The sequence below is a fragment of the Stenotrophomonas sp. STEN063 genome, from assembly GCF_056854515.1.
Map to the genome: position 1 here is coordinate 1 of NZ_JBXFWF010000068.1, position 26689 is coordinate 26689.

The 26689-nt window shown below is 63.6% G+C and carries 27 protein-coding genes; 17 read left to right on the forward strand and 10 right to left on the reverse strand.

What is annotated here, in order from left to right; all coding sequences use genetic code 11:
- Positions 1–168: 168 nt before the first annotated feature.
- From AC1VWL_RS15950 to AC1VWL_RS15975, 6 genes are read right to left on the reverse strand one after another with little or no spacing between them, the layout of a single operon-like run.
- Positions 169–489 (reverse strand): Na+/H+ antiporter subunit G, encoded by a 321-nt coding sequence (locus AC1VWL_RS15950; protein ID WP_405051648.1) that lies wholly within the window; start codon positions 487–489, stop codon positions 169–171.
- The gene (locus AC1VWL_RS15955; protein ID WP_231732514.1) at positions 486–728 is read right to left on the reverse strand and encodes a K+/H+ antiporter subunit F; all 243 of its coding nucleotides are present in this window, start codon (positions 726–728) and stop codon (positions 486–488) included. The genes AC1VWL_RS15950 and AC1VWL_RS15955 overlap by 4 nt, the downstream gene beginning before the upstream one ends.
- Positions 729–766: 38 nt before the next feature.
- Positions 767–1273, reverse strand: a complete 507-nt coding sequence (locus AC1VWL_RS15960; protein ID WP_296253551.1) for a Na+/H+ antiporter subunit E — start codon at positions 1271–1273, stop codon at positions 767–769.
- Positions 1270–2814, reverse strand: coding sequence for a monovalent cation/H+ antiporter subunit D (locus AC1VWL_RS15965; protein ID WP_482987341.1), 1545 nt, complete (start codon positions 2812–2814; stop codon positions 1270–1272). The genes AC1VWL_RS15960 and AC1VWL_RS15965 overlap by 4 nt, the downstream gene beginning before the upstream one ends.
- The gene (locus AC1VWL_RS15970; protein ID WP_282271841.1) at positions 2811–3191 is read right to left on the reverse strand and encodes a Na+/H+ antiporter subunit C; all 381 of its coding nucleotides are present in this window, start codon (positions 3189–3191) and stop codon (positions 2811–2813) included. Before AC1VWL_RS15970 ends, AC1VWL_RS15965 begins: the two co-directional genes overlap by 4 nt.
- Entirely contained in the window at positions 3191–6019 is a 2829-nt protein-coding gene (locus AC1VWL_RS15975) for a monovalent cation/H+ antiporter subunit A (RefSeq protein WP_482987342.1), read from the reverse strand. Before AC1VWL_RS15975 ends, AC1VWL_RS15970 begins: the two co-directional genes overlap by 1 nt.
- Positions 6020–6392: 373 nt before the next feature.
- Here AC1VWL_RS15975 and AC1VWL_RS15980 point away from each other — a divergent pair, with 373 nt between their 5' ends.
- Positions 6393–7301, forward strand: coding sequence for an NAD-dependent epimerase/dehydratase family protein (locus tag AC1VWL_RS15980; RefSeq protein ID WP_482987343.1), 909 nt, complete (start codon positions 6393–6395; stop codon positions 7299–7301).
- A gap of 73 nt (positions 7302–7374) precedes the next feature.
- On the opposite strand, the gene AC1VWL_RS15985 is transcribed toward AC1VWL_RS15980, so the two are convergent.
- Together AC1VWL_RS15985 and AC1VWL_RS15990 are read right to left on the reverse strand one after the other, a co-directional pair.
- Positions 7375–7848, reverse strand: coding sequence for an Mpo1 family 2-hydroxy fatty acid dioxygenase (locus AC1VWL_RS15985; protein WP_481614765.1), 474 nt, complete (start codon positions 7846–7848; stop codon positions 7375–7377).
- 94 nt (positions 7849–7942) lie between these two features.
- Complete coding sequence (locus AC1VWL_RS15990) at positions 7943–8869, reverse strand: phosphoribosylaminoimidazolesuccinocarboxamide synthase (protein WP_482987344.1); 927 nt, start codon at positions 8867–8869, stop codon at positions 7943–7945.
- 165 nt (positions 8870–9034) lie between these two features.
- On the opposite strand from AC1VWL_RS15990, the gene AC1VWL_RS15995 reads away from it, so the two are divergent.
- From AC1VWL_RS15995 to AC1VWL_RS16060, 14 genes are all read left to right on the forward strand, one after another.
- Positions 9035–9364 (forward strand): J domain-containing protein, encoded by a 330-nt coding sequence (locus tag AC1VWL_RS15995; protein ID WP_482987345.1) that lies wholly within the window; start codon positions 9035–9037, stop codon positions 9362–9364.
- 11 nt (positions 9365–9375) lie between these two features.
- A complete protein-coding gene (gene rpe / locus AC1VWL_RS16000) occupies positions 9376–10050 on the forward strand; it encodes a ribulose-phosphate 3-epimerase (RefSeq protein ID WP_303748644.1) in 675 nt (224 codons plus the stop codon).
- A gap of 3 nt (positions 10051–10053) precedes the next feature.
- A complete protein-coding gene (locus AC1VWL_RS16005; RefSeq protein ID WP_482987346.1) occupies positions 10054–10545 on the forward strand; it encodes a GNAT family N-acetyltransferase in 492 nt (163 codons plus the stop codon).
- A 366-nt stretch (positions 10546–10911) separates the two neighbouring features.
- The gene (gene yegS, locus AC1VWL_RS16010; RefSeq protein WP_482987347.1) at positions 10912–11901 is read left to right on the forward strand and encodes a lipid kinase YegS; all 990 of its coding nucleotides are present in this window, start codon (positions 10912–10914) and stop codon (positions 11899–11901) included.
- Positions 11902–12408: 507 nt separating this feature from the next.
- Entirely contained in the window at positions 12409–14691 is a 2283-nt protein-coding gene (locus tag AC1VWL_RS16015) for a TonB-dependent receptor (RefSeq protein ID WP_482987348.1), read from the forward strand.
- Complete coding sequence (locus tag AC1VWL_RS16020; RefSeq protein WP_482987349.1) at positions 14688–15860, forward strand: Ca2+-dependent phosphoinositide-specific phospholipase C; 1173 nt, start codon at positions 14688–14690, stop codon at positions 15858–15860. Before AC1VWL_RS16015 ends, AC1VWL_RS16020 begins: the two co-directional genes overlap by 4 nt.
- A 294-nt stretch (positions 15861–16154) precedes the next feature.
- On the forward strand, positions 16155–17645 hold the full coding sequence (gene trpE, locus AC1VWL_RS16025; RefSeq protein ID WP_313643453.1) for an anthranilate synthase component I: 1491 nt from the start codon (positions 16155–16157) through the stop codon (positions 17643–17645).
- Between the two features lie 65 nt (positions 17646–17710).
- Positions 17711–18505, forward strand: a complete 795-nt coding sequence (locus AC1VWL_RS16030; protein ID WP_482987350.1) for an SIMPL domain-containing protein — start codon at positions 17711–17713, stop codon at positions 18503–18505.
- Between the two features lie 3 nt (positions 18506–18508).
- Positions 18509–19093: an anthranilate synthase component II gene (locus AC1VWL_RS16035; protein WP_481510121.1), complete on the forward strand. Its 585-nt coding sequence runs from the start codon at positions 18509–18511 to the stop codon at positions 19091–19093.
- Positions 19087–19737, forward strand: coding sequence for a LysE family translocator (locus tag AC1VWL_RS16040; RefSeq protein WP_481614769.1), 651 nt, complete (start codon positions 19087–19089; stop codon positions 19735–19737). Before AC1VWL_RS16035 ends, AC1VWL_RS16040 begins: the two co-directional genes overlap by 7 nt.
- A complete protein-coding gene (locus AC1VWL_RS16045) occupies positions 19734–20246 on the forward strand; it encodes a DUF1543 domain-containing protein (protein WP_482987351.1) in 513 nt (170 codons plus the stop codon). The genes AC1VWL_RS16040 and AC1VWL_RS16045 overlap by 4 nt, the downstream gene beginning before the upstream one ends.
- 13 nt (positions 20247–20259) lie before the next feature.
- Positions 20260–21297 carry an anthranilate phosphoribosyltransferase gene (trpD, locus tag AC1VWL_RS16050; protein WP_482987352.1) on the forward strand — a complete coding sequence of 346 codons (1038 nt, stop codon included), beginning with the start codon at positions 20260–20262 and terminating at the stop codon, positions 21295–21297.
- 52 nt (positions 21298–21349) lie between these two features.
- Entirely contained in the window at positions 21350–22144 is a 795-nt protein-coding gene (gene trpC, locus AC1VWL_RS16055; RefSeq protein WP_481614772.1) for an indole-3-glycerol phosphate synthase TrpC, read from the forward strand.
- Positions 22141–22863, forward strand: coding sequence for a haloacid dehalogenase-like hydrolase (locus AC1VWL_RS16060; RefSeq protein ID WP_482987353.1), 723 nt, complete (start codon positions 22141–22143; stop codon positions 22861–22863). Before trpC ends, AC1VWL_RS16060 begins: the two co-directional genes overlap by 4 nt.
- 285 nt (positions 22864–23148) lie before the next feature.
- Here the strand turns inward: AC1VWL_RS16060 and AC1VWL_RS16065 are convergent, their stop codons facing one another.
- Together AC1VWL_RS16065 and crp are read right to left on the reverse strand one after the other, a co-directional pair.
- Positions 23149–23910 carry a sulfite exporter TauE/SafE family protein gene (locus tag AC1VWL_RS16065; RefSeq protein ID WP_296249797.1) on the reverse strand — a complete coding sequence of 254 codons (762 nt, stop codon included), beginning with the start codon at positions 23908–23910 and terminating at the stop codon, positions 23149–23151.
- A 521-nt stretch (positions 23911–24431) separates the two neighbouring features.
- Positions 24432–25121, reverse strand: a complete 690-nt coding sequence (gene crp, locus AC1VWL_RS16070) for a cAMP-activated global transcriptional regulator CRP (protein WP_282271632.1) — start codon at positions 25119–25121, stop codon at positions 24432–24434.
- Positions 25122–25271: 150 nt separating this feature from the next.
- Between crp and speD the strand changes: the two genes are divergently transcribed.
- A complete protein-coding gene (gene speD / locus AC1VWL_RS16075) occupies positions 25272–26066 on the forward strand; it encodes an adenosylmethionine decarboxylase (RefSeq protein ID WP_282271635.1) in 795 nt (264 codons plus the stop codon).
- Between the two features lie 143 nt (positions 26067–26209).
- Entirely contained in the window at positions 26210–26524 is a 315-nt protein-coding gene (locus AC1VWL_RS16080; RefSeq protein WP_282271637.1) for a DMT family transporter, read from the forward strand.
- Positions 26525–26689: the final 165 nt, after the last annotated feature.

Genomic DNA, 26689 nt, shown 5'->3' on the forward strand with positions numbered 1-26689 from the left:
ATGCTCGGCAGGGGCTTTCCCGGTAAGGCTCCAGCCGAGCATGGCTCGGCACTACAGGGTGTTACCGGGAAGGCCTCATGCCGAGCATGGCTCGGCACTACAGGGCATTACCGGGCAGGCCTCATGCCGAGCATGGCTCGGCACTACCGGTGGAGCTTCTGCTCGGTATTACTCTTTTGGCGGTTCCGGCCGGCTTTCCATCATCAGCGACAGTGCGGCCTTGGCCATCAGGTGGGCGCTGATCGGTGCGGTGATGAACAGGAACACGGTGATCAGCAGCTCGCGTGGCTGCGGGTCCTGGCCGAGGAAGATGTGGTACGCCACCGAGCACACCAAAACGCAGCCCACGCCCAGCGTGCTGGCCTTGGTCGGTGCGTGCAGGCGTTTGAAGAAGTCGGAGAAGCGCACCAGGCCGAGTGCGCCGACCAGGATGAAGAAGCAGCCAAAGGCCAGCAGCGCCGACAGCGCGATCTGCAGGAAGGTGATCATTCGACGATATCCCTGCGCAGCACGAACTTGCTCAGCACCACGGTGCTGCAGAAGCCGAGCATGGCGATGATCAAGGCGGCCTCGAAGTAGATGGCCGAGTCCAGGTACATGCCGAACAGCATCAGCTCGGCGATGGCGGTGACCGACAAGGTGTCCAGCGCCAGGATGCGGTCTGGCACGGTCGGTCCGCGCAGCAGCCGCCACAAGCCCAACAGCATGGCGATGCCGACCACGTGCATGCACACGATCAGGGTGGTCTCGAATATCTGGTAACCGTTCACGGGAAGATCTCCATCAGCGGCGCTTCGTAGCGGCTCTTGATCTCGTTGATCAGGGCGTTGGCATCCTCAAGGTGCAGCACATGCACCAGCAGGTGGCGACGGTCCTCGGACAACGCCGCCGACACCGTGCCCGGGGTCAGGGTGATGAAACTGGTCAACGCGGCGATGCCGTGGATGTTGGCGATATCCAGTGGCACCCAGATGAAGCCGGGCTTGAGCTTGTGCTCGGGCCCCAGCACCTGCGCGGCCACGCGCAGGTTGGAGACCAGGATGTCCCACAACACCACGGCCAACAGCTTGGGTATCGGCCGCAAGCTGCCGAGGCGGGCGAACTCGCGGTCCAGGCGCGCGGCGAACAACGGGATCACGGTTCCAAGCAGCATGCCCAGCAGCAACTGGCCAAGGTCGAAGCTGTCGGACATCAACAGCCAGAAGGCGACCACGGTGATCGACAGGGCGGGCGACGGGAAGACCCGGCGCAGCAGGGGGCGACGTTCGCTCATGGCTGCCTCACCTGCGGCGTGGTGCCGCGTACGTCTTGCAGGTACTGATCCGGCGCCAGCAGCTGCGTGGCGATGGCATCGGTCTGCCGCATCAGCGGCCCGGCGAACACCGTCATCAGCACCACATAGCCGAGCAGCAGGCAGGTGGCGGCGGTTTCGAACGGACGTGCCGGGGCTTCATCCGGTTCTGGCGGGGGAGCACTGTCATCGTCACCGGGCACATGCCAGAACAGGCGGATGCCGGTGCGCGCCAGGCCCATGATCACCAGCAGGCTGCTGACCAGCACGGCGCTCCAGACCACGGCGGTATGTGCTTCCGGCACGGCTGAGAGTAGCGCCGCCTTGGCCAGGAATCCGGCCAGCGGCGGCAGGCCGGCAACGGCCACCGCACCGACCAGGAACAACAGGCCCGGCACGGTCTTGCCCGGCAGTACGGTGAGCTCATGCTCGCGGCGGCGATCGGCCTGCTGGCGACGGCGCCGCATCAGGTCGGCGATCAGGAACAGCGCAGCGGCGGAGAAGGTGCTGTGCGGCAGGTAATACAGGCCAGCGGAGATGGTGCCGGTGCTGCCCAGCGCGAAGGCGATGAACAAGGTCGCCGCAGACACCACCACCAGGTAGGCCACCAGCACGCTCATGCGGGTGGCTGCCAGCGCACCCAGCGCGCCAACCACCAGGGTCGCGATGCCGGCCCACAACAACCAATCGCTGCCGTAACCGCTCAGCGCGCCAGCATCGGCATCGAACCACAGTGAGGTCACCCGCAGCACCGAGTACAGGCCGACCTTGGTCATGATCACGAACAGCGCTGCGACCGCGGCCGGCGCACGTGCATACGACTCGGGCAGCCACAGGTACATCGGCAGCAGCGCGGCCTTGGAGCAGAACACCAGCAGCAGCAAGCCCAGGGCGGCCTTGGCCAGCTTCAGGTGCGAGGGTGGCAACTCGACGATGCGCTGGCTGATCTCGGCCAGGTTCAAGGAACCCAGGGTGGCGTAGAGCATGCCCAACGCGATCAGGAACAGGGTCGAGGCGGTGACGTTGAACACCACGTAATGCAGGCCGATGCGCATGCGCAGGCCACGCCCGCCGGACAGCAGCAGCCCGTAGGAGGCGATCAGCATCACCTCGAAGAACACAAACAGATTGAAGATATCGCCAGTCAGGAAGGCGCCGTTGAGGCCAACCAACTGGAACTGGAACAGCGCGTGGAAATGCGGCGCGCGTCGGTCCCAGCCGGTGCAGGCGTACAGCAGGCAGGCGATGGCCAGCAGCAGGGTGGTGAGCAGCATCCAGCCGGCCAGGCCATCAGCCACCAGCGCGATGCCCAGGCGTGCCGGCCAGTCACCGAGCAGGTAGGCCGAGATCTGGCCCTGGCTGGTCTGTGCGAACAGCAGTGCTACCGCCACGGCCAGGGCAGCCATGCTGGCCCAGGCCACCGTGCGCTGCACCTTGGGGCCGTAGCGGCGGTGTTCGATGAACAGCGACAGCGCGGCGCCCAGCAGTGGAATCAGGATCGGCAGAATGACCAGATGATTCATGCGCCAGCCTCCGGCTTGGCCGCTTGCTCAGCCGGCAATTCGGGCTCATGCGCGTCGACGTGGTCGCTGTGGTTGTCGCTGCGGCTGCGCATCGCCAGTACGATGCTCACCGCGGTCATCGCAAACGCAATCACGATGGCAGTCAGCACCAGCGCCTGCGGCAGCGGGTCGGTGTAGTGCACCAGGCTGGTGGCCACGCCGTCCTTGAGCACCGGCGCCTTGCCGGTGACCGGCCGCCCCGCGCTGAAGATCAGCAGGTTGGTGGCATAGGACAGGAAGGTCATGCCCAGGATCACATCGAAGCTGCGCGCGCGCAGTAGCAGGTAGACGCCGATGCCGGCCAGTACGCCGATGGCGCTTGCCAGTGCCAGTTCCATCAGTGCATCTCCCCGGTGCGTGCCGAACGGCGGTGGATATCGATTTCGCCGTTGCGGGCATTGCGGGTGCGCGAGGGCTTGATGGTGCCCATCATCGACAGGATCAGCATCACCCCGCCAAACACCACCAGGTAGACGCCGGTGTCAAAACCAATCGCACTGGCCAGCGGCACGGTGCCGATCAGCGGCAGCTCCAGGTCGAGGTGGCCACTGGTCAGGAACGGTACGCCGAACAGCATCGAGGCCACGCCGCTGAGCAGGGCGATCAACAGGCCCAGACCGATGCAGCGGATGTAGTCGAAGCCGAAGCGCGACTCCACCGACTCGGTGCCCTGGATCACGTACTGGATCAGCAACGGCACCGCCAGCACCAGGCCGGCGACGAAGCCGCCACCAGGCGCGTTGTGGCCGCGCAGGAACAGGAAGATCGACACCGTCAGCGTCAGCGGGAACATGATCTGGGCCAGATCGGCCGGCACCGGCAGCTTGATCGGTGGGCCCGGCATGATCTGCTCCGGCGCCATCCGCGTGCGCCGCAGCATCGCGTGCACCACCAGCGCGGCGATGCCGAATACGGTGATCTCGCCGAAGGTATCGAAGCCGCGGAAGTCGACCAGGATCACGTTGACCACGTTGTGGCCATAGGCCTCGGGCAGCGAACGCAGCAGCATCTCGCCGGACATGGTGTTGGGCGGCAGCGTCATCAGCGAATAGGCCAGCGCGGCGATGCCGCCGCCGGCAAGGATGGCGAGCACCGCATCGCGGCGCTTGCGCCAGCGCGAGTGCTCCGGCGGCGACTGTGCGGGCAGGTAGTTCATGCCCAGCAGCATCAGTACCAGCGTCACCATCTCCACCATCAGCTGGGTCAGGGCCAGGTCGGGCGCCGACAGGAACACGAAGGTCAGCGCCACCATCAGGCCGGTGCCACCCATCACGATCACCGCCAGCAGGCGCTGCTGGTACAGGAACAGCCCGGCGAACGCGCAGGCCAGCATCACCAGCCACAGTGTCCAGCCCAGCAAGGGCATGGACTGCGGGGCCGGCCACACCGGCATCACCGGATTGGCGATGTAGGGCGCAGCAGCGACGATCACCGCCACCAGCACCAGCGCGAACAGCATGCGCTGCAGGCTGCCATTGGCCAGCACGGTGGTGACGCGGTGGGCGAAGCCGAACAACGCGTCCAGCCCGCGATGGAACAGGTGCTTGCCGGTGGGGCGGTTGCGCGCGGCATACAGGTCGGTGAAGCGGCGCAGGCCGAAGTACAGCGCCACACCGCCGACCACGCCAATCGCGCTCATCGCCAACGGCAGGTTGAAGCCGTGCCAGACCGACAGGCTGTACGCCGGCATCGTGGTGCCTAGGATCGACGCCGCTGCGGTCTGCAGCACCGGCGCGATGGTCAGCGCCGGGGCGATGCCGACGGCCAGGCAGATCACCACCAGCACTTCCACCGGCACCTTCATCCAGCGCGGTGGCTCATGCGGCACCACCTCGATGTCGACCGGGCCCTTGCCGAAGAAGGTGTCGTGGACGAAGCGCAGGCTGTAGGCCACGCCAAGGATGCCGGCCAGCAAGGCGGCGGCGCTCATCGCCGAGCGCATCCAGTCCGGGCCCTGCGTTGCCAGTGCCTCGGCGAACAGCATTTCCTTGGACAGGAAGCCGTTGAGCAGCGGGATGCCGGCCATCGCCAGCGAGGCGACGATGGCCAGCGCGCTGGTGATCGGCATCAGCCTGCGCAGGCCGCCGAGCCTGCGCATGTCGCGGGTACCTGTCTCGTGGTCGATGATGCCGGCGGCCATGAACAGCGAGGCCTTGAAGGTGGCGTGGTTGAGGATGTGGAACACGCCGGCCACCACCGCCATCGGCGTGGACAGGCCGAACAGCAGGGTGATCAGGCCCAGGTGCGAGATCGTCGAATAGGCCAGCAGGCCCTTGAGGTCGTGCTGGAAGATCGCATTCCAGGCGCCGATCAGCAGGGTGAGCGCACCGATGCCGCTGACCACGTAGAAGAACAGCTCGGTGCCGGCCAATGCAGGGTGCAGGCGCGCCAGCAGGAATACACCGGCCTTCACCATGGTCGCCGAGTGCAGGTAGGCCGAGACCGGCGTCGGTGCTGCCATCGCATGCGGCAGCCAGAACTGGAACGGGAACTGCGCGCTCTTGGTGAAGATGCCGGCCAGCACCAGCAGCAGTGCCCACGGATACAAGGCGCTGCTGCGGATCAGGTCGCCCGAGGCCAGGACCACATCCAGGTCGAAACTGCCGACGATGCGGCCGATCAGCAGCACGCCGGCCAGCAGCGCCAGACCGCCGCCGCCGGTGACGATCAAGGCCATGCGCGCGCCCTCGCGGGCGTCCTTGCGATGTGACCAGAAGCCGATCAACAGGAATGAACTGATGCTGGTCAGCTCCCAGAACACCATCAACAGCAGCAGGTTGCCGGCCAGCACCATGCCCAGCATCGCGCCCATGAACAGCAGCAGGTAGCTGTAGAAACGCCGCGCGCTGTCCTGCGCCGACAGGTAGTAGTGCGCATACAGCACCACCAGCGCGCCGATACCCAGTACCAGCCCGGTGAACATCCAGGCCAGGCCATCCAGGCGCAGGCTGAAGTCCAGGCCGATCTGCGGCAGCCACTGCCAGCTGTTGCGGACGATCTCGCCATCGAGCACGGCCGGGCTGACGCTGCCGAGCAGGACCAGGCCGAGTACCGGTGCCGCTGCTGCTGTCCATGCGGCTGCACTGCGCGACAAACGGCCATTGAGTGCGATGGCCGCTGCCAGCAGAAAAGGCAGCGCAAGCAGTAGCAACAGGACTGGCGTCATGTAGGGGCGCGGTTCAGAAAGGGGTTTTGCAGTCTAACAGGCGATTTTTTCGATCCGCGACTTTTTCTGAATGATCCGTTCGGGTTGGCTCGCTGGAGCCAGTGCTGCCAGTGGCTCGGGCTGAAAAACGCGAAAGTGCGGCGGACTTCCAGGGTTCCCGCTGATCCGCAGCGGTAGGCCGGAAGCTTGTGGGAGCGGCGTGAGCCGCGAAGCTGGGACATCACCAGATGGCACATGATGCCGAGGGCTTCAGCAACATCAGCTTCGCGGCTCACGCCGCTCCCACAAACGCTGCTACCACATTTCCCACAAAACGGCGCTCAAGCGCGGTGACGGCTGCGGAATCAGTAGGGCTTCGCCTATCCTTCTACCCATGGAGAACGACATTCGCGGCGAAGCGGGCGGTAAGCGCGCGCTGGTATTTGGCGGCAGTGGTCAGATCGGCAAGTGCTTGCTGGCAAACCTGGTGGCGGCCGGCTGGCAGGTAACGGCGGTGACCCGGCAGGCGCGTGAGCCCATGCCCGGGGTGGTGTGGCAGCTCGGCGATCTGTCCAGCACGAATCTGGCAGATCACTCCTTGGACGCGGTTTTCAGCTGTGGTCCACTGGACCACTTCGCGCGTTGGTATGCCGTCTCGGCCATTGCTGCACCGCGCGTGGTTGCGTTTGGCTCGACCAGCGTGGACGTGAAACAGGATTCTTCCGAGCCGGCCGAACGGGATGTCGCGCGCCGTCTGCGCGAAGCCGAGCGGGTGTTGTTCGACAGCGCTGCGGCACGCGAGGTGTCTGCGACCGTGCTGCGGCCAACGCTGGTCTACGGCGCCGCTGGCGACAAGACCCTCACCAAGATCGCAGCCCTGGCCTCCCGCACCGGCTTCTTTGTGTTGCCGGCCAATGCCACTGGCTTGCGCCAGCCGGTGCACGTGCAGGATCTGGCCGATGCGGCGATGCAGGTGCTGGTGCACCCGGCCACGGCTGGCAAGGCTTATGCCTTGGGCGGCGGCGAGGTGTTGGCCTATGCCGAGATGGTGCGGCGGACGCTGGCGTGCCTGCCGGCCCGGCCACGCCTGCTGCGCATACCTGCACCGCTGTTCAAACTGGCCCTGCGCCTGGCCCATGCTGGCGGGCGGCTGCAGGGCATGAATGCGGCGGCGTTGGCGCGGATGACCGAGCCGCTGGCATTCGATCTCGAACCGGCGCGGCGTGATTTCGGCTACGCGCCGCGCGCCTTCGTCGCCGAGGCGGCGATGTTCAGTGCGCCGCCGGGATCAGCACAGGCATAGCCTGTTCGCCGGAGGCGTGTTCCTGCATGCCGGGTCAGGTAGGCAGATGGTGCGGCGGATGTATCCGCCGCACTCAGTAGCGCCAGCCGAACTGCCGGAACAGCTTGGACAGCACCCAGATCGGGCCGATCAGCAGGTAGGTCAGGTCGGTGAGGAAGCTTGGCCGGCGGCCTTCGATCTTGTGGCCGATGAACTGCGCGATCCACGCCACCACGAACACGCCGATGGCGAGGTAGAGCAACGTCTGGATGCCGAGCCGGTCTTCCAGCAGCCGGCAGATGCAGCCGAACACGAAGAAGATGATCAGCATGCCGATGCCCAGCGGGCGCGACAGGCGGTTGTAATAAGCCCAGGTGCCGAACATGGCGAATGCCGCCCAGATGCCATGCTGGAACCACGGCAGCAGTGGCGGGATGCACCACAGCATGGCAATCACCGACCACAGGATCGCCGGCACGGCGAACACGTGGATGGCCTGATTGGTGTGGTTGACGTGATCGCCAGAGTAGCTGGCGAAGTAACGATCCACTGGACGCGCAATACTCATTCCAACTCCCTCCCGGGTTGACTGGCAGAGCATAGCGCGGCTTCCCTACGGATGCGCACGGTGAGCGTGCGCATCCGTGACGGGCACAGCAGGATCAGTCGACGCTGATGCCGGCCAGCTTGTCCAGCGCCTCGGCGTACTTGGCGCGGGTACGCTCGATCACCTCGGCCGGCAGGGCAGGGCCCGGCGCGGTCTTGTTCCAGTCCAGCGTTTCCAGGTAGTCGCGTACGAACTGCTTGTCGTAGCTGGGCGGGCTGATGCCCACCTGGTACTCATCGGCCGGCCAGTAACGCGAGGAATCGGGGGTCAGCATCTCGTCCATGATGTACAGACGGCCATCGGCGTCGGTACCGAACTCGAACTTGGTATCGGCCAGCAGGATGCCACGCTCGGCCGCGTATTCGGCGGCGAACTGGTAGATGCGCAGGGTGGCATCGCGCACCTTCTCGGCCATGTCGGCGCCAACGGCCTTGACCATCGCGTCGAAGTCGATGTTCTCGTCGTGGTCGCCTACCGCCGCCTTGGTGGACGGGGTGAAGATCGCTTCGGGCAGCTTTTCGGCCTGCTGCAGGCCGTCGGGCAGGGCGATGCCGCTGATCTTGCCGGTGCGCTGGTAGTCCTTCCAGCCACTGCCGATCACGTAGCCGCGGGCAATGGCTTCCACCGGTACCGGCTTGAGCTTCTTGGTCACCACCGCACGCTTGGCGTACAGCGCCGGGTCCACGCCCTCAGGCAGCACGCTGGCCACGTCGATGCCGGTCAGGTGGTTGGGCATCAGGTGCGCGGTCTTGGCGAACCAGAAGTTGGACACCTGGCAGAGCATCTCGCCCTTGCCCGGGATCGGGTCGGGCAGCACCACGTCGAACGCCGACAGGCGATCGGTGGCGACCATCAACAGGTACTCGCCCGGAGGGGTTCCGGCCGGCAGACGTTCGCGCGGGATATCAAACACATCACGCACCTTGCCGCGATGGCGCAAGGGCAGGCCGGGAAGATCGGATTGCAACAGCGTGGTCGGCACGGGCACTCCTGGGACTTGGCAATGAATGCCGCCGGCTTGGAGGACCCGGGTCTGGAGGACCCGCAGGGCCCGCGGCTGGTCGGCGGGCGGCCTAGTGTACGGCCGGATCGGGCCGCTGTGGCATAAAATGCACGTCTTGATTGTCCACAGGCCATTCACCCACCCATGCGCTGGTACGGAAAACTGTTCGGCTTCATCGCCGGGGCCCTGCTTTTCAGGCCCAACCCCTTGTTTGGCGGGATTGTTGGCCTGTTGCTGGGGCACGCCTTCGACAACGACTGGTTCAAGCTGGGCAAGGACCTGCCGTACCGTGAACTGGGGGTCACCCGCGAGGCCACCGACGCCGAGATCGACCTGGCCTACCGCCGCCTGATGTCCCAGTACCACCCCGACAAAGTGGCCGGCGCCGCCCCCGAGCTGCGCGCCCAGGCCGAGAAGAAGGCCCGGCAGATCAACGCCGCCTACGACCGCATCAAAACCCTGCGCAAGCGCTGAAAGGCTCCGTCATGTCCAACTGCATCATCGCCCCGTCCATTCTCTCGGCCAATTTCGCCAAGCTCGGCGAGGAGGTCGACAACGTGTTGGCCGCTGGCGCCGACTGGGTTCACTTCGACGTGATGGACAACCACTACGTACCCAACCTGACCATCGGCCCGATGGTCTGCCAGGCGCTGCGCAAGCACGGTGTTACCGCGCCGATCGACGTGCACCTGATGGTCGAGCCGGTCGACCGCATCGTGCCGGACTTTGCCGAGGCTGGCGCCAGCATCATCAGCTTCCACCCGGAAGCCAGCCGCCACGTCCACCGCACCATCCAGCTGATCAAGTCGCACGGCTGCAAGGCCGGCCTGGTGCTGAACCCGGCAACGCCGGTCGAAGTGCTGGACTGGGTGCTGGAAGACCTGGACCTGGTGCTGCTGATGTCGGTCAACCCGGGCTTCGGAGGCCAGGCCTTCATTCCCTCGACCCTGGACAAGCTGCGTGCAGTGCGGGCAATGATCGACAAGCTCGGCAAGCCGGTGCTGCTGGAAGTGGACGGTGGCGTAAAGGCCGACAACATCGGTGAGATCGCTGCTGCCGGTGCCGACGCCTTCGTTGCCGGTTCGGCTATTTTCAATGCGCCCAACTACGCCGAGATGATCAGCAAAATGCGCGGCAATGTCGCCGCAGCGCGAGGCTGAGTGATGAGCGCGGCTGAAGTGCAGATCCGTCCGGCAATCGCCGATGACGCAGGCCTGATCCTGCACTTCATCCGCGAGCTCGCCATCTACGAGAAAGCCGAATCCTCGGTGCAGACCGACGAGGCAGGCATTCGTGCCAGCCTGTTTTCCGCTGATGCAAAGGCGCAGGCCTTGATCTGCGAACGCGGTGGCCAGGCCATTGGTTACGCCGTGTTCTTCTACAACTACTCGACCTGGTTGGGCCGCAACGGCATCTACCTGGAAGACTTGTACGTCAGCCCGGAAGCGCGTGGCAGCGGTGCAGGAAAGGCCTTGCTGCAGTACATCGCCAGGCTGGCGGTGGAGCAGGGCTGCGGTCGATTCGAATGGTCGGTACTGGACTGGAACACGCCGGCCATCGACTTCTACAAGGCCGCCGGCGCAGTAGCGCAGGACGAATGGACGGTATACCGCCTGCAAGGCGAAGCGCTGCAGAAATTCGCCAAAGGCGGCTGATCTGTAGTGCCGAGCCATGCTCGGCAGAGGCTTTCCCGACAATGCCAAGGTAGTGCCGAGCCATGCTCGGCAGAGGCTTTCCCGACAATGCCAAGGTAGTGCCGAGCCATGCTCGGCAGAGGCTTCACCTGTGATCTTTGGAATTCCCCGGTAATGCCCCAGCCGAGCATGGCTCGGCTCTACAGGTGAAGAAAAAAAGCCGCGACGTCACCGTCGCGGCCGGGGAATCATCGGAGGCTGATCCTGCCTCCATCCATCGTCCTTGCTATGGACTTTCATTCTCCGGATGCGCTGTGACAACACAGTGACATTCACCCGCCTGCAGCAATCCACTTGCTAGGCTGCGCGCCTTCAATGGAGAACCGCATGCATCCAGCGCCTTGTTACCTGATCCTCAATGGCAAGTCCGCTGGCGACGATGCCGTGCGTGCAGCGGTAACCCAGCTGCGCGGGCAGGGGCAGGACCTCAAAGTGCGGGTGACCTGGGAAGCCGGCGACGCCGAGCGCTATGTGCGCGAAGGCATCGCCGCGCAGGCGCAGCTTCTGATTGCAGGCGGCGGCGACGGCACCTTGAGCGAAGTCGCCGAGGCGCTGGCGCACACTGGCCAGGATGCATCGCGATTGCCGGCATTGGCCTTGTTGCCCTTGGGCACCGCCAACGACTTCGCCACCGCTGCTGGCATTCCGCTCGAACCGTTGCAGGCATTGCAGCTGCCTGCGCACACGCAGGCACGCGCCATTGATCTGCTGCGCGTGGAAGGCGATGGCAAGGTGCACTGGTGCGCCAACCTGGCCAGCGGCGGCTTCGGCACTGAAGTGACGGTGGAAACCCACGAAGGCCTGAAGAAGATGCTCGGTGGCCTGGCCTACGTCATCACCGGCATCGGCAAGCTGGGCCGGATCGAGCCTATCCAGGCACGTTTCCGTGGCGAGGAATTCGAGTGGCAGGGCGGCTTCATCGCACTTGGCGTCGGCAATGGCCGACAGGCCGGCGGCGGCCAGCAGCTATGCCCCGAGGCCCTGCTCGATGACGGCCTGCTGGACCTGACCATCGTCCCGGAGCTGTCCGGCGAGCTGATGTCCACCCTCGGCACCTTGTTCAGCGAAGGCAAGCACGCCGCGCTGGAGCAGGTGGCTGAACGCGCACGGCTGCGCGAGCTGTGGATCGAGGCCGAGCAGCCGCTGACCCTGAACCTGGACGGTGAACCGCTGCAGGCCAGGCGCTTCCATATCCAGTGCGTGGCCGGGCGGGTCCGCATGCATCTGCCGGCGGAAACACCTTTGATGTCGAAACTGGCTGTAGACCGTCAATGTGGGGTTGATCTGTTACCAAGAGAACACAAGGCACCCGGTTGAAGCCTTGGTTGGATTCGAGGGCTGGTACGACGGGGGGTGTTCCTGGTGCAGGGGATAGTTGGTTCTATCGTGCAGATTCAGATGTCGGTCGGGTTTGGCAAGGCGGGCCCGTTGCGTACTGATCTTTGATGTCGCCTGCCGTCGTGGGTCCAACTGGTCGCAACGTCGGGAGACCGATCTCCTGACCGTCAGTCGTGGCAGATGACCTGCGTCGCGCACTGGCAGAAACTTCTGGAATAGCTTGCAGGCCGATGGCACGGATGCTGGATTTGCAGCGGCGCATGGAGCGCGTGCAATGGCTCAGACTCGCGCGGCTGTCGCCTCGGGGGTTTCTTCAAAGGAAGCTTGAATGACTGAAGAGCACGCTTCGGCTCTCCCTGGGGGTGTGTTGAAGGGCACAGTGAACGCCTGAAATGCAAAGTTCCGGGTACGGTTGAAATGTAATCAACTTGACATTTTTCAGGCAATAGGATCGCGCCCCGATCAGTCCACTTCGGGAATGAAGGCATGGCGCAATACTCGTTCAAGTCCACTGAGTTGGTTCTCACATCCGTGCTGGTCATGGCGGTTTCGTACACATTTCCAGCCTCGGTCGCCGCGGCGTCGGAGGTGACGCTGGCGACACAACTGGACGCTGTCAAGGTAACGGCGCAGAAACGGGAGCAGTCGATCAAGGACGTGCCGATTTCGATCGCTGCTTTCGTGGGCCAGGATATCGAAAGGCAGAACTTCAATGATTTCGAACGTCTGTCCACACGTATCCCGGGCTTCTTCGTCCAGCAGCAGACCGATAGCTCGGCCAGCTTTGTGATGCGCGGCATTGAAGCCGGCAATGCCGGCGCGGCGTCGGAGCCAAGCATTTCCTTCTTTCTCAATGATGTCGATACCAGCCGATCGCGTGGAATGCTGAAAGAGCTGTTCGACATCGAGCGGGTCGAGGTTGCCAAGGGGCCGCAGGGAACCCTGTATGGTCGCGGCGCGCAGATTGGAGCGATCGCCGTCTATACCCGCAAAGCGGACCCGTCCACTCAGGAATGGCAGGTGGAGGGACAACTTGGCAACTACGGGTTGTACAGCGGCACTGCGATCTACAACGCTCCATTGGTCAAGGATGAGTTGGGTCTGCGGGTTGCGGTGCGCAGACGCGAGCGCGATGGCTATGTGCGCAACCTGGTGGGCGGCGAGAAGCTCAATGACGATGCGATGTTGAGTGGGCGCGTGTCACTGCGTTGGCAATCAGTGGATGCCCTGATGGTGGATCTAGTACTGGATCACCAGGCCGATGACGACGGTGCAGTGATGACCAAGGCTATCAATATCGCTTCGCCCGGAGGAGATGTCAGGCCTTTCAGCGATGCGGCGCAGAACATCTATGCCCCGCCACAGCGGCGGCGGCAGAATGGGGCCACCTTGTTGACGGACTGGGCGGTCTCCGATGCATGGCAGCTGCGCTCCATCAGTGCCTGGCGGGAAGTGGAGTTCGCTGAGTCCTGGGACCTGGATGGCACCAGCTACCCTTTCCTGATTGCCCGCAACCTGGTTGATGATCAGCGAATTTTCAGCCAGGAATTTCGGCTTGGATTCGATGGCGGCGGCAAACTCCGAGCCAACGCCGGAGTCGGCTACTACCTGGATGATGCAACCAATCTCAGTGAGATCACGATCAATGAACAATATCTGCTGGCAGGTTTCCCGCGTCAGACGTTGCCGGTGACCAACTATTTCGGTCGTCCGGTCAGCGAAGGTGTCGCGACGCTTGCATCGCTTACCAACAGGCGCCGAAGCATGTCGGTCTATGCCAATGTTTCCTGGGACATGGCCCCGGCAATGACGTTGGACGCTGGATTGCGTTACACCCGTGACCATGCCCGTATTGGCAACTGGGCGCGGGTATCCACGATTGATGACGTGGCGCCGATTGCCATGCCCAACGGCATTGGAAACTCACTTGGTCAACAGTTTGCAGGCAATGGCCGCTTCAATCTGCTGCAACCGCGCGCGGCATTGACCTGGAATGCCAGCGATAGCATCAACGTCTATGCAGGCATGTCCCGTGGTTTGCGCTCCGGATATCCTCAGATCACCTTCGCTGCTCCATCCAATGACCAGGCGCGGCCAATGTACGGGATATTGGGCACAGAGGAAGTACTCAACTACGAAGTGGGGGCCAAGGGCACGATAGGCAGTCGCTTCTACTTCGATGCGGCGGTCTTCACCTACGACTACAACGACTTCCAGACCCGAGGTGCCGAGATTACCCAGCCAGTGGTCAACGCGGGTAAGGCCAGTGCACGGGGTCTGGAGTTGAGTGGGTCGCTGCAGTTGTTGCCAACCGTCACCGTTGCCGGTGCCTATGCATACATGCATACGCGCTACGACAAGTTTACAGAGCTGGTTGGCGGCAAGCTGGTGGATCGCTCGGGGAATGTGTTCCGTATGGCACCGAGGCATGCCGCCAACCTCAGCCTTGATTGGCGTGCGCCAGTAGTTGGGCGTTGGGAAGCATTCGCCAATGGCAACTATGCCTGGCGATCACGTTACTTCCTCAACAACGACAACCTTGGGGGCGAGAGCCAGAAGGCATTCGGGCTGCTCGATATACGTGCGGGTGTGGAGCGCAATGACGGTGCGGTGATGCTGGAGGCCTATGTCGAGAACGCCATGAATACGGAATGGGTACGTGATGTGGGTAATGGGGGAAAGTCATTTGGCATACCCACAGCGATACGCGCCAATCCCCGTTTGTTCGGGGTCCGTTTGCGTCTACAGGGATGGGGGGAGTCGAAATGATGCGCCTTTTTGCTGGTCTTTCGTGTTTGGGGGTGATCGCTGCAGTGGCTGCTGCCGAGCCGCGGCTGAACCAGATCCAGGTGATTGGTACACATAACAGTTATAGCCAACCTGCAGACCCGCGGGTCTATGAGGTGATGGACCCATTGTTGAAGCCGTTGCTGGAAGGTTTCATGAAGCAGATGCCGGAGGCGGTCCGGCGGCAGTTCGCTGACGAGCATCCACACGGCATGGATGGGAACCTGCAGCGCTCATTGGAGTACCGTTATCCCGGCTTGGAGGCGCAACTGCGGCTGGGTCTGCGCAGCTTGGAGTTGGATCTCAACGTCGATCACGAAGGGGGAAGGTTCAGCGACCCCTTGCCGTACAGACAACTTCACGCGCGGGGCGTCGGCGATATGGAGCCGCTGTATGATGCGGCGTTGCGCGAGCCCGGGCTGAAGACCCTGCATATGGCTGATGTGGATTTCCGTAGCAGCTGCCCCACGTTCAGAATGTGCCTGCAGCAGTTGCGAAGCTGGTCGGACGCAAATCCTGGACACAGTCCCGTGTTCATTCTTTTGGAACCAAAGTTCTTCAGCATGACGTCGGTGCTTGCTGATGCAACTCCCACACAGCCTTTCGACGCGCGTGCATTTGCTGAACTCGATGCATCCATCAACGGGGTGCTTGGGCGTGAGCGGGTGATCACGCCAGATGATCTACGTGGCGAGTCTGTCACGCTGGAATCGGCGGCGCGTTCGGGCCGTTGGCCGGGCCTGTCGCTGTCACGCGGGAAGTTCGTATTCCTGATGATCGTACCGGGCATGAACCTGGCGGCGTTCGCGCCGTATCTGCAAGGGCGGCCGAATCTGGAAGGGCGCATGGCTTTCGTGCAGGGGCGTCCGGGCGCCTCGCATGCGGCGTTCGTGATGATTGACAACGCCCTGAGCCGGGGCGATGAGATCCGCGAGCTGGTGCAGCAGGGCTATCTGGTGCGGAGTCGCGCCGATATCGACACCGGTGAAGCAAGAAACAACGACACACGCCGGCGCGAGGCGGCGTTGCGCAGCGGCGCCCAGATCGTGACCACCGACTACCCGTTTACCCCCAATATTTTCGGCAATAGTTATATGGTCAAGCCCTTTGAAGGTGGCTGGCGGCTGAATCCGGTCAGTGGCTTGGACTGAGTGGATAGACTGATATTTGGGTTTTTTTCATATCGGCGGGGGCTCGGACGGCGTGCCGGTTCAGTTCACCGCCAATGAACCTGGTAGGGGGAATGGACAGCTTGGCTGTCTTGTTGCATGTGAAAGCAAGCGCTTGGGCCTTGCTGCCCCACGCCGGGGGCGAGTTGGGGTAAAGTTACCGGGTGCCCATTTTGACGACCAAGCGTTCCCTTTCTTCCGCTCGCCGCTGGTGGCGATGGTGGCCCGTTGCCGTCGTCCGTACCGCCACCGTCGATTCCCGGAAGGAAAGCCGTCTTGATCACGCAAGAGCAGTTCCAGCAGCTGGCCGCTGAAGGCCACAGCGCACACCCGCATAATTTCGTACCCGTCGTCCGCGAAGTGCTGTCCGACCTGGACACGCCGCTCTCGGTTTACCTGAAGCTCGCCGACGGCCCGTATACCTACCTGTTTGAATCCGTCGAAGGCGGTGAGCGTTTCGGGCGCTATTCCATCATCGGCATGCCCGCGCGCCGTATTTACAGCTTCCGTGGCCACACGCTGGAAGTCAGCGAGCTGGGCGAAGTCGTCGAGCGCCGCGAGGTAGCTGATCCCTTGGCCGAGGTGGAAGTGCTGCGCAAGCAGTACTCGGTACCGCAGCTGGACGGCCTGCCGGGCTTCACCGGTGGTCTGGTCGGCTGGTTCGGCTTCGAGTGCATCCAGTACATCGAGCCGCATCTGGGCGCGGGCGAAAAGCCTGATGAACTCGGTACACCCGACATCCTGCTGATGCTGTCCGAAGAGCTGGCGGTGTTCGACAACCTCAAGGGCCGCCTGTACCTGATCGTGCACGCCGACCCGGCGCAGCCGCAGGCCTGGGCACGCGCGAACCGTCGCCTCGATGAGCTGGCGCACCGCCTGCGTCAGGGCGGCGCCGGTTACCCGCAGTCGCAGGTGTCCGATGCCATCGACGAGCAGGATTTCCAGTCCTCGTTCACCCGCGAGGAATACCACGCGGTGGTGCGCAAGGCGCAGGAATACGTGCGTGCCGGCGATATCTTCCAGGTGGTTCCGAGCCAGCGTCTGCGCGTGCCGTTCCGCGCGCGGCCGATCGATGTGTACCGCGCGCTGCGTGCGTTGAATCCGTCGCCGTACATGTATTTCATCGATGTCGGCGGCACCCAGGTGGTCGGCTCCTCGCCGGAAATCCTGGCGCGCCTGCGCGATGGCATCGTCACCGTACGTCCGATCGCTGGTACCCGTCCGCGCGGTGCCACGCCGGAGCTGGACAAGGCCTTGGAAGTCGAGCTGCTGGCCGATCCCAAGGAGCGTGCCGAGCACGTGATGCTGATCGACCTTGGCCGCAATGACGTGGGTCGCGTCGCTGAACCGGGCACGGTCAAGGTGGGCGAGCAGTTCGTGATCGAGCGCTACAGCCACGTCATGCACATCGTCAGCGAAGTCACCGGCACCTTGAAGGCTGGGCTGAGTTATAGCGATGTGATGCGCGCGACCTTCCCGGCTGGCACCGTCAGCGGCGCGCCGAAAATCCGTGCGCTGGAAATCATCCGCGAGCTGGAACCGGTCAAGCGCAATGTCTATTCCGGCGCAGTCGGCTACATCGGCTGGAACGGCGATGCCGATACCGCCATCGCCATCCGCACCGCGGTGATCCAGGACGGTTACCTGTACGTGCAGGCTGGCGGCGGCGTGGTCTACGACTCCGATCCGGATGCCGAATGGCAGGAAACCATGAACAAGGGCCGCGCGCTGTTCCGTGCGGTGGCGCAGGCGGCGAAGGGGCTGTAAGCCGTGTCGCGCACGCTGCTTTCATCGAAAGCGACTGTTTCTCTCACCATGACAAGGAGTGCCGCATGAAATTGCCCCGCATGTTGCTGTGGTCATCGTTGCTGGTTGCCGCCGTTCCGCAGGCGTGGGCGCAGGCCAACTCCATTCCGTCGCAACCGCATCTGTTGGTGAAGGGCGATGCCAGCCGGAAGGTGATGCCGGACCGCTTCGTGGTGAAGATCGCGTTGGAGTCGGTGGATATGCAGACCGACATCGCCCGGCGCAAGGTCCAGGCAAATGCGGAGCGGACCATGGCGTTGTTCGCCAAGCACGGCGCCATTGCCGAGACGGTACGCATGGATAACCTGAGCATCGAGCCATCTACGCGTTACAAGGACGATGAAGAAGTGTTTGTGGGTACCGCCGTCAGCCGTGACCTGGAAGGTTCCTTCGAAAAACCAGAGCAGTTGCAGGCGTTTCTTGGTGAGTTGAATGCCAGCAGCGAAGTACAGGTGAGCACCGCAAAGCCCATGTATTCGGGTGAAGCGCGGCTGCGGGCTGAACTCAAGGCCGAAGCGGCTGCGCAGACGCGCGCGTCGGCAAAGGGGCTCGCTGATGCCTATGGGGCGAAGATCATCGGCCTCTATACGATCTCCGATGTCGCCCCCAGTTTTGCTTACGGTGTGCAGGCCGGTAGCTGGCCGAATGTAAACAGAGCGGACACCTTCCATAGGGAAAGCGATTCGCTGGACCGGGTACAGCTCAGCGGGAGTCGCAATGTGGGCTATGCCGCACCATCGCCTGGCGAGCAGCTGATTGCCAGGCCAATCACCTACACCGAAAACGTCTACGCCATATTCCTGATTAGCGATGGAAACTGAATCATGCTGTTGATGATCGACAACTACGACAGCTTCACCTTCAACCTCGTGCAATACCTGCAGATGCTGGGTGCCGAAGTGAAGGTGGTGCGCAATGACGCGATGAGCGTCGCCGAGATCGCTGCCCTGCAACCTTCGCATATTGTGGTATCGCCGGGCCCGAAGACGCCGAACGAAGCCGGTGTGTCGCTGGAGGTGATCCGCCAGCTCGGCCCGAGCATTCCACTGTTCGGTGTGTGCCTGGGCCATCAGGCCATCGGCCAGATCTATGGCGGCGATGTGATCCGCGCCAGCAACATCATGCATGGCAAGGTCTCGCCGATCCGCCATGAAGGCAAGGGCGTGTTCGCCGGTCTGCCGGACCGTTACGAAGCCACCCGCTACCACTCGCTGGTGGTGGACAAGAACACGCTGCCGGCGGCGTTGGAAATCACCGCCTGGACCGAGAATCCGGACGGTTCGATGGAGGAAATCATGGGTCTTCGCCACCGCGAATATCCGGTTGAAGGCGTGCAGTTCCATCCCGAATCCATCCTCACCCAGCACGGCCACGCGCTGATGAAGAACTTCCTGGACCGCACATGTTGATCGAGCCCAGCCAGTTGCTGTTGTTCATGCTCGCCGGCTGGTTGTTGAACCTGACGCCGGGCCCGGATGTGCTGTACATCATCAGCCGCTCGCTGCGCGGTGGACGTCGCGCCGGGTTTGCTGCCATCGCCGGCATCAGCGCCGGTTGCCTGGTGCATGTGGCGCTGGCCTCGCTGGGCCTGGGCGTGCTGCTGGCGACGTCGGCCACCTTGTTCACCGTGATCAAGTGGATCGGCGCGGCCTACCTGCTGTGGGTGGGTGTGCGCTTGTTGCGCAACACCGGTGAGTCGACCTTGCAGGCGGATATCGCCGCCAGCAGCGGCAGCGCCGGTTCGTGGTGGCAGGTATTCGCCGGCGGCTTCCTGACCAATGTGCTGAACCCGAAGGTGGTGCTGTTCTTCCTGGCCTTCCTGCCGCAGTTCATCGCGCCGGCGGTGCAGAACAAGCCGTTGGCGTTCGCGCTGCTGGGCCTGGTCTTCATGGTCAACGCGCTGCCGATCAACGCGGCTTACGTGTTGGCGGCCGATCGTGTGCGCAGCAGCCGTTGGGCCGCGCGCGGCATGCAGTGGCTGGACAAGCTGGCCGGCGTGCTGTTCATCGGCTTCGGCCTGCGGCTGGCACTGACTGCGAGGCCGACGCCGTGAGCCTGGAAGATTTCCGCCTGTTCGTGGTGATGCTCGGCGGTCGCCATGCGCGTGCCAATACCGAGGTGCATGACGTGGTGTTCGCGGTTGGTCCCGGCATCGAGCACACCTATCCGCAGCTGCGCCAGCAATGGTTCGGCGAGGCTGCAGGTCTGCATCTGGATTCGTGGATGACGGTGGATGGCGTCGACGACTGGCAGGTGCGCATCTGCGATGACGCGCCTGCGGCCGACGCGCCGACCTTGTTCTTCGTCAACCTTGGCGGCTACGTCGATGGTCAGTTCGGCGAGGACCACCGCTACCTGCTGGTGGTTGCTGCCGATGCGGTCGAGGCCAAGCGCAAGGCGCTGGCGCAGGCCGAAGCGCAGTGGATCAAACCGCACCGCGATGCGCTGCTGGAAGTGGACAGCTGCCTGCCGGTCGGGCCGATCGGTGGCCTGCACGTGCAGCTGCGCCGAGGCGCACACACCGGCATCCACAGCCAAAGCGACTACATCGTTATTTCCTGATTCTGGAGTTGTCATGACCATCACCGCGCAGGAAGCCCTGCAACGCACCATCGAACACCGCGAGATCTTCTTCGACGAGATGGTCGACCTGATGCGGCAGATCATGCGTGGCGAAATCTCGCCGACCATGACCGCCGCCATCCTCACCGGCTTGCGGGTCAAGAAGGAAACCGTCGGCGAGATCGCCGGTGCCGCCACGGTGATGCGCGAGTTCGCGCGCCCGGTGCAGGTTGCCGACAAGACCCATCTGGTCGACATCGTCGGCACCGGTGGCGATGGCTCGCATACCTTCAACATCTCCACCTGTTCGATGTTCGTGGTCGCGGCTGCCGGTGCCAAGGTCGCCAAACACGGCAACCGCAGCGTGTCCTCCAAGTCCGGCAGCGCCGATGCGGTGGAAGCGCTGGGCGCGGTGATCGAGCTGCAGCCCGAGCAGGTGGCACAAGCCATCGAGCAGACCGGCATCGGCTTCATGTTCGCGCCCATGCACCACCCGGCAATGAAGGTGGTCGCGCCGGTCCGCCGCGAGATGGGCGTGCGCACCATCTTCAACATCCTCGGTCCGCTGACCAATCCGGTTGGCGCCACCAATATCCTGATGGGCGTGTTCCACCCCGACCTGGTCGGCATCCAGGCGCGCGTGCTGCGTGAGCTCGGTGCCGAGCGCGCATTGGTGGTGTGGGGCCGCGACAACATGGACGAGATCTCGTTGGGGGCCGGCACCCTGGTTGGCGAGCTGCGCGACGGCAAGGTGCGCGAGTACGAGATTCATCCGGAGGACTTCGGCATCGCCATGTCGGCCAGTCGCAACCTCAAGGTGGAGAACCCGGAAGAGTCCATCGCCATGCTGCGCGCGGTGCTGGACAACCAGCCGGGCCCGGCCAACGATATCGTCGCCCTCAACGCCGGTGCCGCACTGTATGTGGCTGGTGTCGCCGACAGCATCGCCGATGGCCTGGCCCGCGCCCGCGCGGTGATCGCCGATGGCAGCGCCCGTGCGCGCATGCAGGAGTACGTCGATGCCAGCCGCGCCTTGGCCGGCAATCCCTGATAATCCCCTAATTAACCGCGTCAGCAGCGCCCGTCTTCCAGGAAGCAGATCCATGAGCGACATCCTCAACACCATCCTCGCCCGCAAAGTGCAGGAGGTGGCCGAGCGCAGCGCCCGCGTGCCGCTGGCCGAGTTGAAGGCGCGCCTGGCCGATGCCTCGCCGGTGCGCGGCTTTGCCAATGCGCTGAACGCGGCGATCGCCAACGGTGACCCGGCGGTGATTGCCGAGGTCAAGAAGGCTAGTCCGTCCAAGGGCGTGATTCGCCCGGACTTCCACCCTGCGGATATCGCGGTGAGCTATGAATTCGGCGGCGCCAGCTGCCTGTCCGTGCTGACCGACGTGGATTTCTTCCAGGGCGCGGATGCCTATCTGCAGCAGGCCCGTGAGGCCTGCACGTTGCCGGTGCTGCGCAAGGACTTCGTCATCGACCCGTACCAGGTGGTAGAGGCGCGCGTGCTCGGTGCCGACTGCATCCTGCTGATCGTCTCGGCGCTGGACGACCGCCAGCTGGCCGAGCTGTCCGACCTGGCGATGCAACTGGGGATGGACGTGCTGGTCGAGGTGCACGACATCGACGAGCTGGAGCGCGCCATCCAGGTGCCGGTGCCGCTGGTCGGTATCAACAACCGCAACCTGCGCACCTTCGAGGTGTCGCTGGAAAACACGCTGTCGATGAAGGATGCGGTGCCGCGCGACCGTCTGCTGGTCACCGAGAGCGGCATCATGGGCCCGGCGGACGTGGCCTTGATGCGCAATGCGGGGATCAATGCCTTCCTGGTCGGTGAGACGTTCATGCGCGTGGAAGAGCCGGGCGAGGGCCTGCGTCAGCTATTCTTCCCGGCATGACTGATCCCTACCCGAACCCGCGTGATGACGCGCAACTGGTCGTCTTCGACTTCGATCACACGCTGTATGACGGCGATTCCGGCAGCCACCTGTTCGCCTGGCTGATCAAGCGCAATCCGTTGCGGCTGCTGGTGGCCATCCTCGCCACGCCGCTGCTGGGGCCGCTGGTGGCGATGCTGCCGACCCGCCGCTTCGGCATCTCCGGCTATGTCTGGATCGCCACCTTCGGCCTGCACCAGGCGCGTGAGTTCAACAAGGTAATCGACCAGTACGTGCTCAAGCACGAGGACGAGATCCGCCAGCACCTGCTGCCACATGCCCTGCAGGTATTCGCCGCGCACCGTCGTGCCGGCGACCGGGTGATCGTGGCCACCGGCGCACCGCCGGAGCTGGCCCGCGCCATCCTCGCCTTCGTGGCCGAGCAGGGCGTGCCGGTGATCGGCAGCGAAGTCGGCCCGCGCATGGGCGCGATGGGCGCCACCCGCCACTGCCACAACGAAGAAAAGATGCGCATGCTGCGCGAGCGCGGCTACGGCGACATCGCCATTGCCTACTCGGACAGCGCCGCCGACCTGCCGCTGCTGAAAGCCGCCAAGGCCCCGGTAGTGGTGAACCCCAAGCATTCGCGGGTGGAGTACTTCGGCAAGGTATTGCCGGCCGGCACCCCAATCCTCAACTGGGGCTGCCCGGGCCGCGGCGGCAAGCCGCTGCCCAGGTAATCCAAAGCGGGGCAAGCAACGATCCAGCCGGAGCCGGCATCCCTTCTCCCGTTTACGGGAGAAGGTGCCCGTAGAGTCCGCCCCCGCGAAGGGGGGCGGATGAGGGGGCTTTTGACGCACAGCAAGGCCTGCCGAAGCCGACATCCCTTCTCCCGTTTACGGGAGAAGGTGCCCGAAGGGCGGATGAGGGGAGCTTTTAAGGCTCTAAAGCAAAAGCTGCCCTCACCCCAACCCCTCTCCCGTAAACGGGAGAGGGGCTATCAGAGCAGCATCGCCTCGCGCGCCTCAAGCACCCCGCAGCTTCACTACCGCCATTCCAATCTGGAACAGGCTGATCGACAGTACCAGCACGCCGACGGCGATCAGCACCCAGCGCTCCTTGACCCGCTTCACCAGCAGCGCCGCCACTGGTGCGGCCATCATCCCGCCGACCAGCAGGCCGGCGACGATGGACAGGTGCTGCAGGCCCATCGACAGCAGGAAGGTTGCCGAGATCGACAGGGTGACCACGAACTCGGCCGCGTTGACCGAGCCAATCGTGGTGCGCGCCTGGCCGCCACGGGCCAGCAGGGTGGAGGTGGCCACTGGCCCCCAGCCGCCACCGCCGGTGGCGTCCAGCAGGCCGGCGAAGAAGCCCAGCACCGGCACCCGCTTCACTTCCTGCTTGGCCATGAACTTGCCGGCTGCGCGGGCCAGGATGAAGATCGCCAGCACCAGCAGGTAAAGGTAGATGAACGGGCGCACGACATCGCCAGGCAACTGGGTCAGCACATAGGCGCCAATGGCACCGCCGATGGCGCCGGGTATTGCCAGCCGGAAGAACAGGCGTTTATCCACATTGCCGGCCACCAGGTGCGAGACCCCGGAGGCGCCGGTGGTGAACACCTCGGCGGTGTGGATGCTGGCGCTGACCGCCGCAGGTGGCAGCCCCATGCTCAGCAGCACCGAGGACGAAATCAGCCCGAACGCCATGCCCAGCGCACCGTCCACCAGCTGCGCGCCGAGGCCGATCAGGATGAACCAGTAAAATTCGTTGCCAAATTCCATGCCCCAAGCCTGCGGGCCACAGCAGGGCAGGTCAAGGAAAGCTACATCGGTAAGTAATGGTTTGGGTTGAATCCTGACCCATATCAGCGCCGAACGGTCGCTAATTCGCAGCTATGTCGGCGAAGTGGTCGGTCCCTCGCGGCATTCGGGATTGTTAGGTGGCTCGTCATTGATCACGACATAGTCGGGAAGTTCGCAATGGTGAATGAGATTTCTGGCTCCGACAGAGATCACACTTCAACATCGTAGCCCGGGTAAGCGCAGCGCACCCGGGATCTCGGTAAACATCACTCTGCTGGGGGCGCCTGAGCGCGTGGCCACCAACGCGCGAAAAGCCCCGGGTGCGCGCGGCTTACCCGGGCTACCAGAGCGCAGGCAAAGGGTTTTCCCGAGGTCAATCAGGTCAGACAGCCCCCTTTAGTAAAGGGGGCGCGCCGACAGGTGCGGGGATTTGGAAGGCGGGGAGCCGGGGCCCATGGTTTGCTCCGCAAACCATGGGGGTGTCGCCCGCGAAGCGGACGTTACCGCGTCCCGTACAGAACCACGGTCTTGCCGCGGGCATGCAGCAGGCCATCGGCCTGCAGCTTCTTCAGCACGCGGCCGGCCATTTCCCGCGAGCAACCCACCAGTCGGGCGATTTCCTGGCGGGAGACGCGCAGCTGGGTGCCCTGCGGGTGGCTCATCGATTCCGGCTCCTTGGACAGGTCGTGCAAGGTGCGGATGATGCGATCGGTCACGTCCAGGAAGGCCAGGCGGCTGGCCTTGCGGCTGGTATGCAGCAGGCGCCGGGAGATCTGCGAGCCAATGGCGTACAGCAGCTTGGGCGCGTCCACTGACAGCGGACCCAGGAACAGCTGGTGCAGGCGCTCGTAGCTGATCTCGGCCAGTTCGCAGGGGGTGCGGGTGCGCAGGATGACCTCGCGCTTGTCCGACTCGATGAACAGGCCCATTTCCCCGACAAACTCGCCGGCACCGAAGTAGCCCAGCACCAGTTCCCGGTCATCGTCTTCCTCGGCAATGATACTGACCGAGCCGCTGATCACGTAATACATGGTCCCGGCAGGATCACCCGGGCGGAACACATCGGTCCGCGCCGGGTAGCGGCGGCGGTGGCTGTGGGCCAGAAAGCGGTCGATGGTGGCAATGTCCAGCGCCAGCGGGCTGGAGGCAAGACGCACGTTTGACGCGGTGGTGGCGTTACCTGGGCTCATGATGGCGTTCACAGTTTGGATGAACTTGCTTAATGGGCAAGCTTAACGACGCTGAGCATAAGGGGCAAACGGGCATAACGGTGCAAGTATCACAGCGGGCCACTTTGCCCCATACTTCCGCCTTTCCCACCATCTACAGGATCGACCGCCGTGGTCAAGCCGTTGCCTCGCCTGAGGTTGCAAGGATTCAACAACCTCACCAAGGCCTTGAGCTTCAACATTTATGACGTCTGCTATGCGCGTACCGAAGAGGAGCGCCAGCGTTATATCGAGTACATCGACGAGGAATACAACGCCGATCGACTCACGCAGATCCTCACCGATGTCGCAGAGATCATCGGTGCGAACATCTTGAACATTGCGCGTCAGGATTACGACCCCCAGGGTGCCTCGGTCACAATTCTCATTTCCGAGGAGCCGGTGATCGACAAGAAGCAGGCCGGCAAGGAGTTGATCTCCGATGCCGTGGTTGCGCATATGGATAAGTCGCACATCACCGTGCACACCTATCCGGAAACGCATCCGCAGGAAGGCATTGCTACCTTCCGCGCCGATATCGACGTGGCAACCTGCGGTGTGATCTCGCCGTTGAAGGCGCTGAACTACCTGATCGAGAGTCTGGAATCAGACATCGTGATCATGGACTACCGCGTGCGTGGCTTCACCCGTGACATCAAGGGCAAGAAGCACTACATCGACCACAAGATCAATTCGATCCAGAACTTCCTGGCCAAGAACATCAAGTCGCGTTATGAGATGTTCGACGTCAACGTCTATCAGGAAAACATCTTCCACACCAAGATGCACCTGAAGGACTTCGACCTGGACCAGTACCTGTTCGAAGAGAAGGCCAAGAACCTGTCGTTCAAGGAGCGCATGAAGATCGAGGCGCTGCTGCGCCGCGAGATCGAAGAGCTGTTCCACGGTCGCAACCTGGCCGAATAAGCACTACCAGCGCAGCGCCGGCATGCCGGTTCTGCGCAAAAAACAGGCGGGACGGCCCGCCCTGCAGTGATGCAGACGTTTGTCGACGGCGGCTCGGTGTGAACTCACTGGGGCGCCGTCTTTTTTTGTGAAGGAAGTTGGCGATGCCCTGGATCTACCTGCTGCTTGCGGGCCTGTTCGAGATTGGATTTGCACTGGGCCTGAAGTCCAGCGAAGGCTTTACCCGGCTCTGGCCGAGCCTGTTCACCGTGGTGTTTGCCGGCATCAGCCTGTGGCTGCTGACCCAGGCACTACGCACCATTCCGGTGGGTACCGGTTATGCGATCTGGACCGGTATCGGTGCGGTTGGCGTGGCGATTGCCGGCGTGATCCTGTTCGGCGACAGCGCCAGCTGGCCACGCCTGCTGTGCATCGGCCTGATCGTCACCGGCGTGATCGGCCTGAAGCTGGTCAGCTGAGGTAGCCAGGGTAGTGCCGAGCCATGCTCGGCAGGGGCTTTATGCAAAGGCCCAGCCATGTAGTGGCGCGCCCACAGCGGGCGGGGGGGGTTCCGCGCACCTCAACCCACCCCAAGCACGGCGCGACACGGGATACGCTCCCCGGGAGCCGGCACCCCGCCGAAG

Bases quoted from the DNA above. Each gene is read 5' to 3' on its own strand.
- AC1VWL_RS16020 (WP_482987349.1), top strand. From the start codon at position 14,688: ATGATGCGCCTTTTTGCTGGTCTTTCGTGTTTGGGGGTGATCGCTGCA.
- AC1VWL_RS15980 (WP_482987343.1), top strand. From the start codon at position 6,393: ATGGAGAACGACATTCGCGGCGAAGCGGGCGGTAAGCGCGCGCTGGTA.
- AC1VWL_RS15955 (WP_231732514.1), bottom strand. From the start codon at position 728: ATGCACGTGGTCGGCATCGCCATGCTGTTGGGCTTGTGGCGGCTGCTG.
- AC1VWL_RS16005 (WP_482987346.1), top strand. From the start codon at position 10,054: ATGAGCGCGGCTGAAGTGCAGATCCGTCCGGCAATCGCCGATGACGCA.
- rpe (WP_303748644.1), top strand. From the start codon at position 9,376: ATGTCCAACTGCATCATCGCCCCGTCCATTCTCTCGGCCAATTTCGCC.
- AC1VWL_RS15950 (WP_405051648.1), bottom strand. From the start codon at position 489: ATGATCACCTTCCTGCAGATCGCGCTGTCGGCGCTGCTGGCCTTTGGC.
- AC1VWL_RS15970 (WP_282271841.1), bottom strand. From the start codon at position 3,191: ATGGAACTGGCACTGGCAAGCGCCATCGGCGTACTGGCCGGCATCGGC.
- AC1VWL_RS15985 (WP_481614765.1), bottom strand. From the start codon at position 7,848: ATGAGTATTGCGCGTCCAGTGGATCGTTACTTCGCCAGCTACTCTGGC.
- AC1VWL_RS16080 (WP_282271637.1), top strand. From the start codon at position 26,210: ATGCCCTGGATCTACCTGCTGCTTGCGGGCCTGTTCGAGATTGGATTT.
- AC1VWL_RS16015 (WP_482987348.1), top strand. From the start codon at position 12,409: ATGGCGCAATACTCGTTCAAGTCCACTGAGTTGGTTCTCACATCCGTG.
- AC1VWL_RS16040 (WP_481614769.1), top strand. From the start codon at position 19,087: ATGTTGATCGAGCCCAGCCAGTTGCTGTTGTTCATGCTCGCCGGCTGG.
- AC1VWL_RS15965 (WP_482987341.1), bottom strand. From the start codon at position 2,814: ATGAATCATCTGGTCATTCTGCCGATCCTGATTCCACTGCTGGGCGCC.
- crp (WP_282271632.1), bottom strand. From the start codon at position 25,121: ATGAGCCCAGGTAACGCCACCACCGCGTCAAACGTGCGTCTTGCCTCC.
- AC1VWL_RS16035 (WP_481510121.1), top strand. From the start codon at position 18,509: ATGCTGTTGATGATCGACAACTACGACAGCTTCACCTTCAACCTCGTG.
- trpC (WP_481614772.1), top strand. From the start codon at position 21,350: ATGAGCGACATCCTCAACACCATCCTCGCCCGCAAAGTGCAGGAGGTG.
- AC1VWL_RS16065 (WP_296249797.1), bottom strand. From the start codon at position 23,910: ATGGAATTTGGCAACGAATTTTACTGGTTCATCCTGATCGGCCTCGGC.
- yegS (WP_482987347.1), top strand. From the start codon at position 10,912: ATGCATCCAGCGCCTTGTTACCTGATCCTCAATGGCAAGTCCGCTGGC.
- AC1VWL_RS16060 (WP_482987353.1), top strand. From the start codon at position 22,141: ATGACTGATCCCTACCCGAACCCGCGTGATGACGCGCAACTGGTCGTC.
- trpD (WP_482987352.1), top strand. From the start codon at position 20,260: ATGACCATCACCGCGCAGGAAGCCCTGCAACGCACCATCGAACACCGC.
- AC1VWL_RS16030 (WP_482987350.1), top strand. From the start codon at position 17,711: ATGAAATTGCCCCGCATGTTGCTGTGGTCATCGTTGCTGGTTGCCGCC.
- AC1VWL_RS15960 (WP_296253551.1), bottom strand. From the start codon at position 1,273: ATGAGCGAACGTCGCCCCCTGCTGCGCCGGGTCTTCCCGTCGCCCGCC.
- AC1VWL_RS15995 (WP_482987345.1), top strand. From the start codon at position 9,035: ATGCGCTGGTACGGAAAACTGTTCGGCTTCATCGCCGGGGCCCTGCTT.
- AC1VWL_RS15975 (WP_482987342.1), bottom strand. From the start codon at position 6,019: ATGACGCCAGTCCTGTTGCTACTGCTTGCGCTGCCTTTTCTGCTGGCA.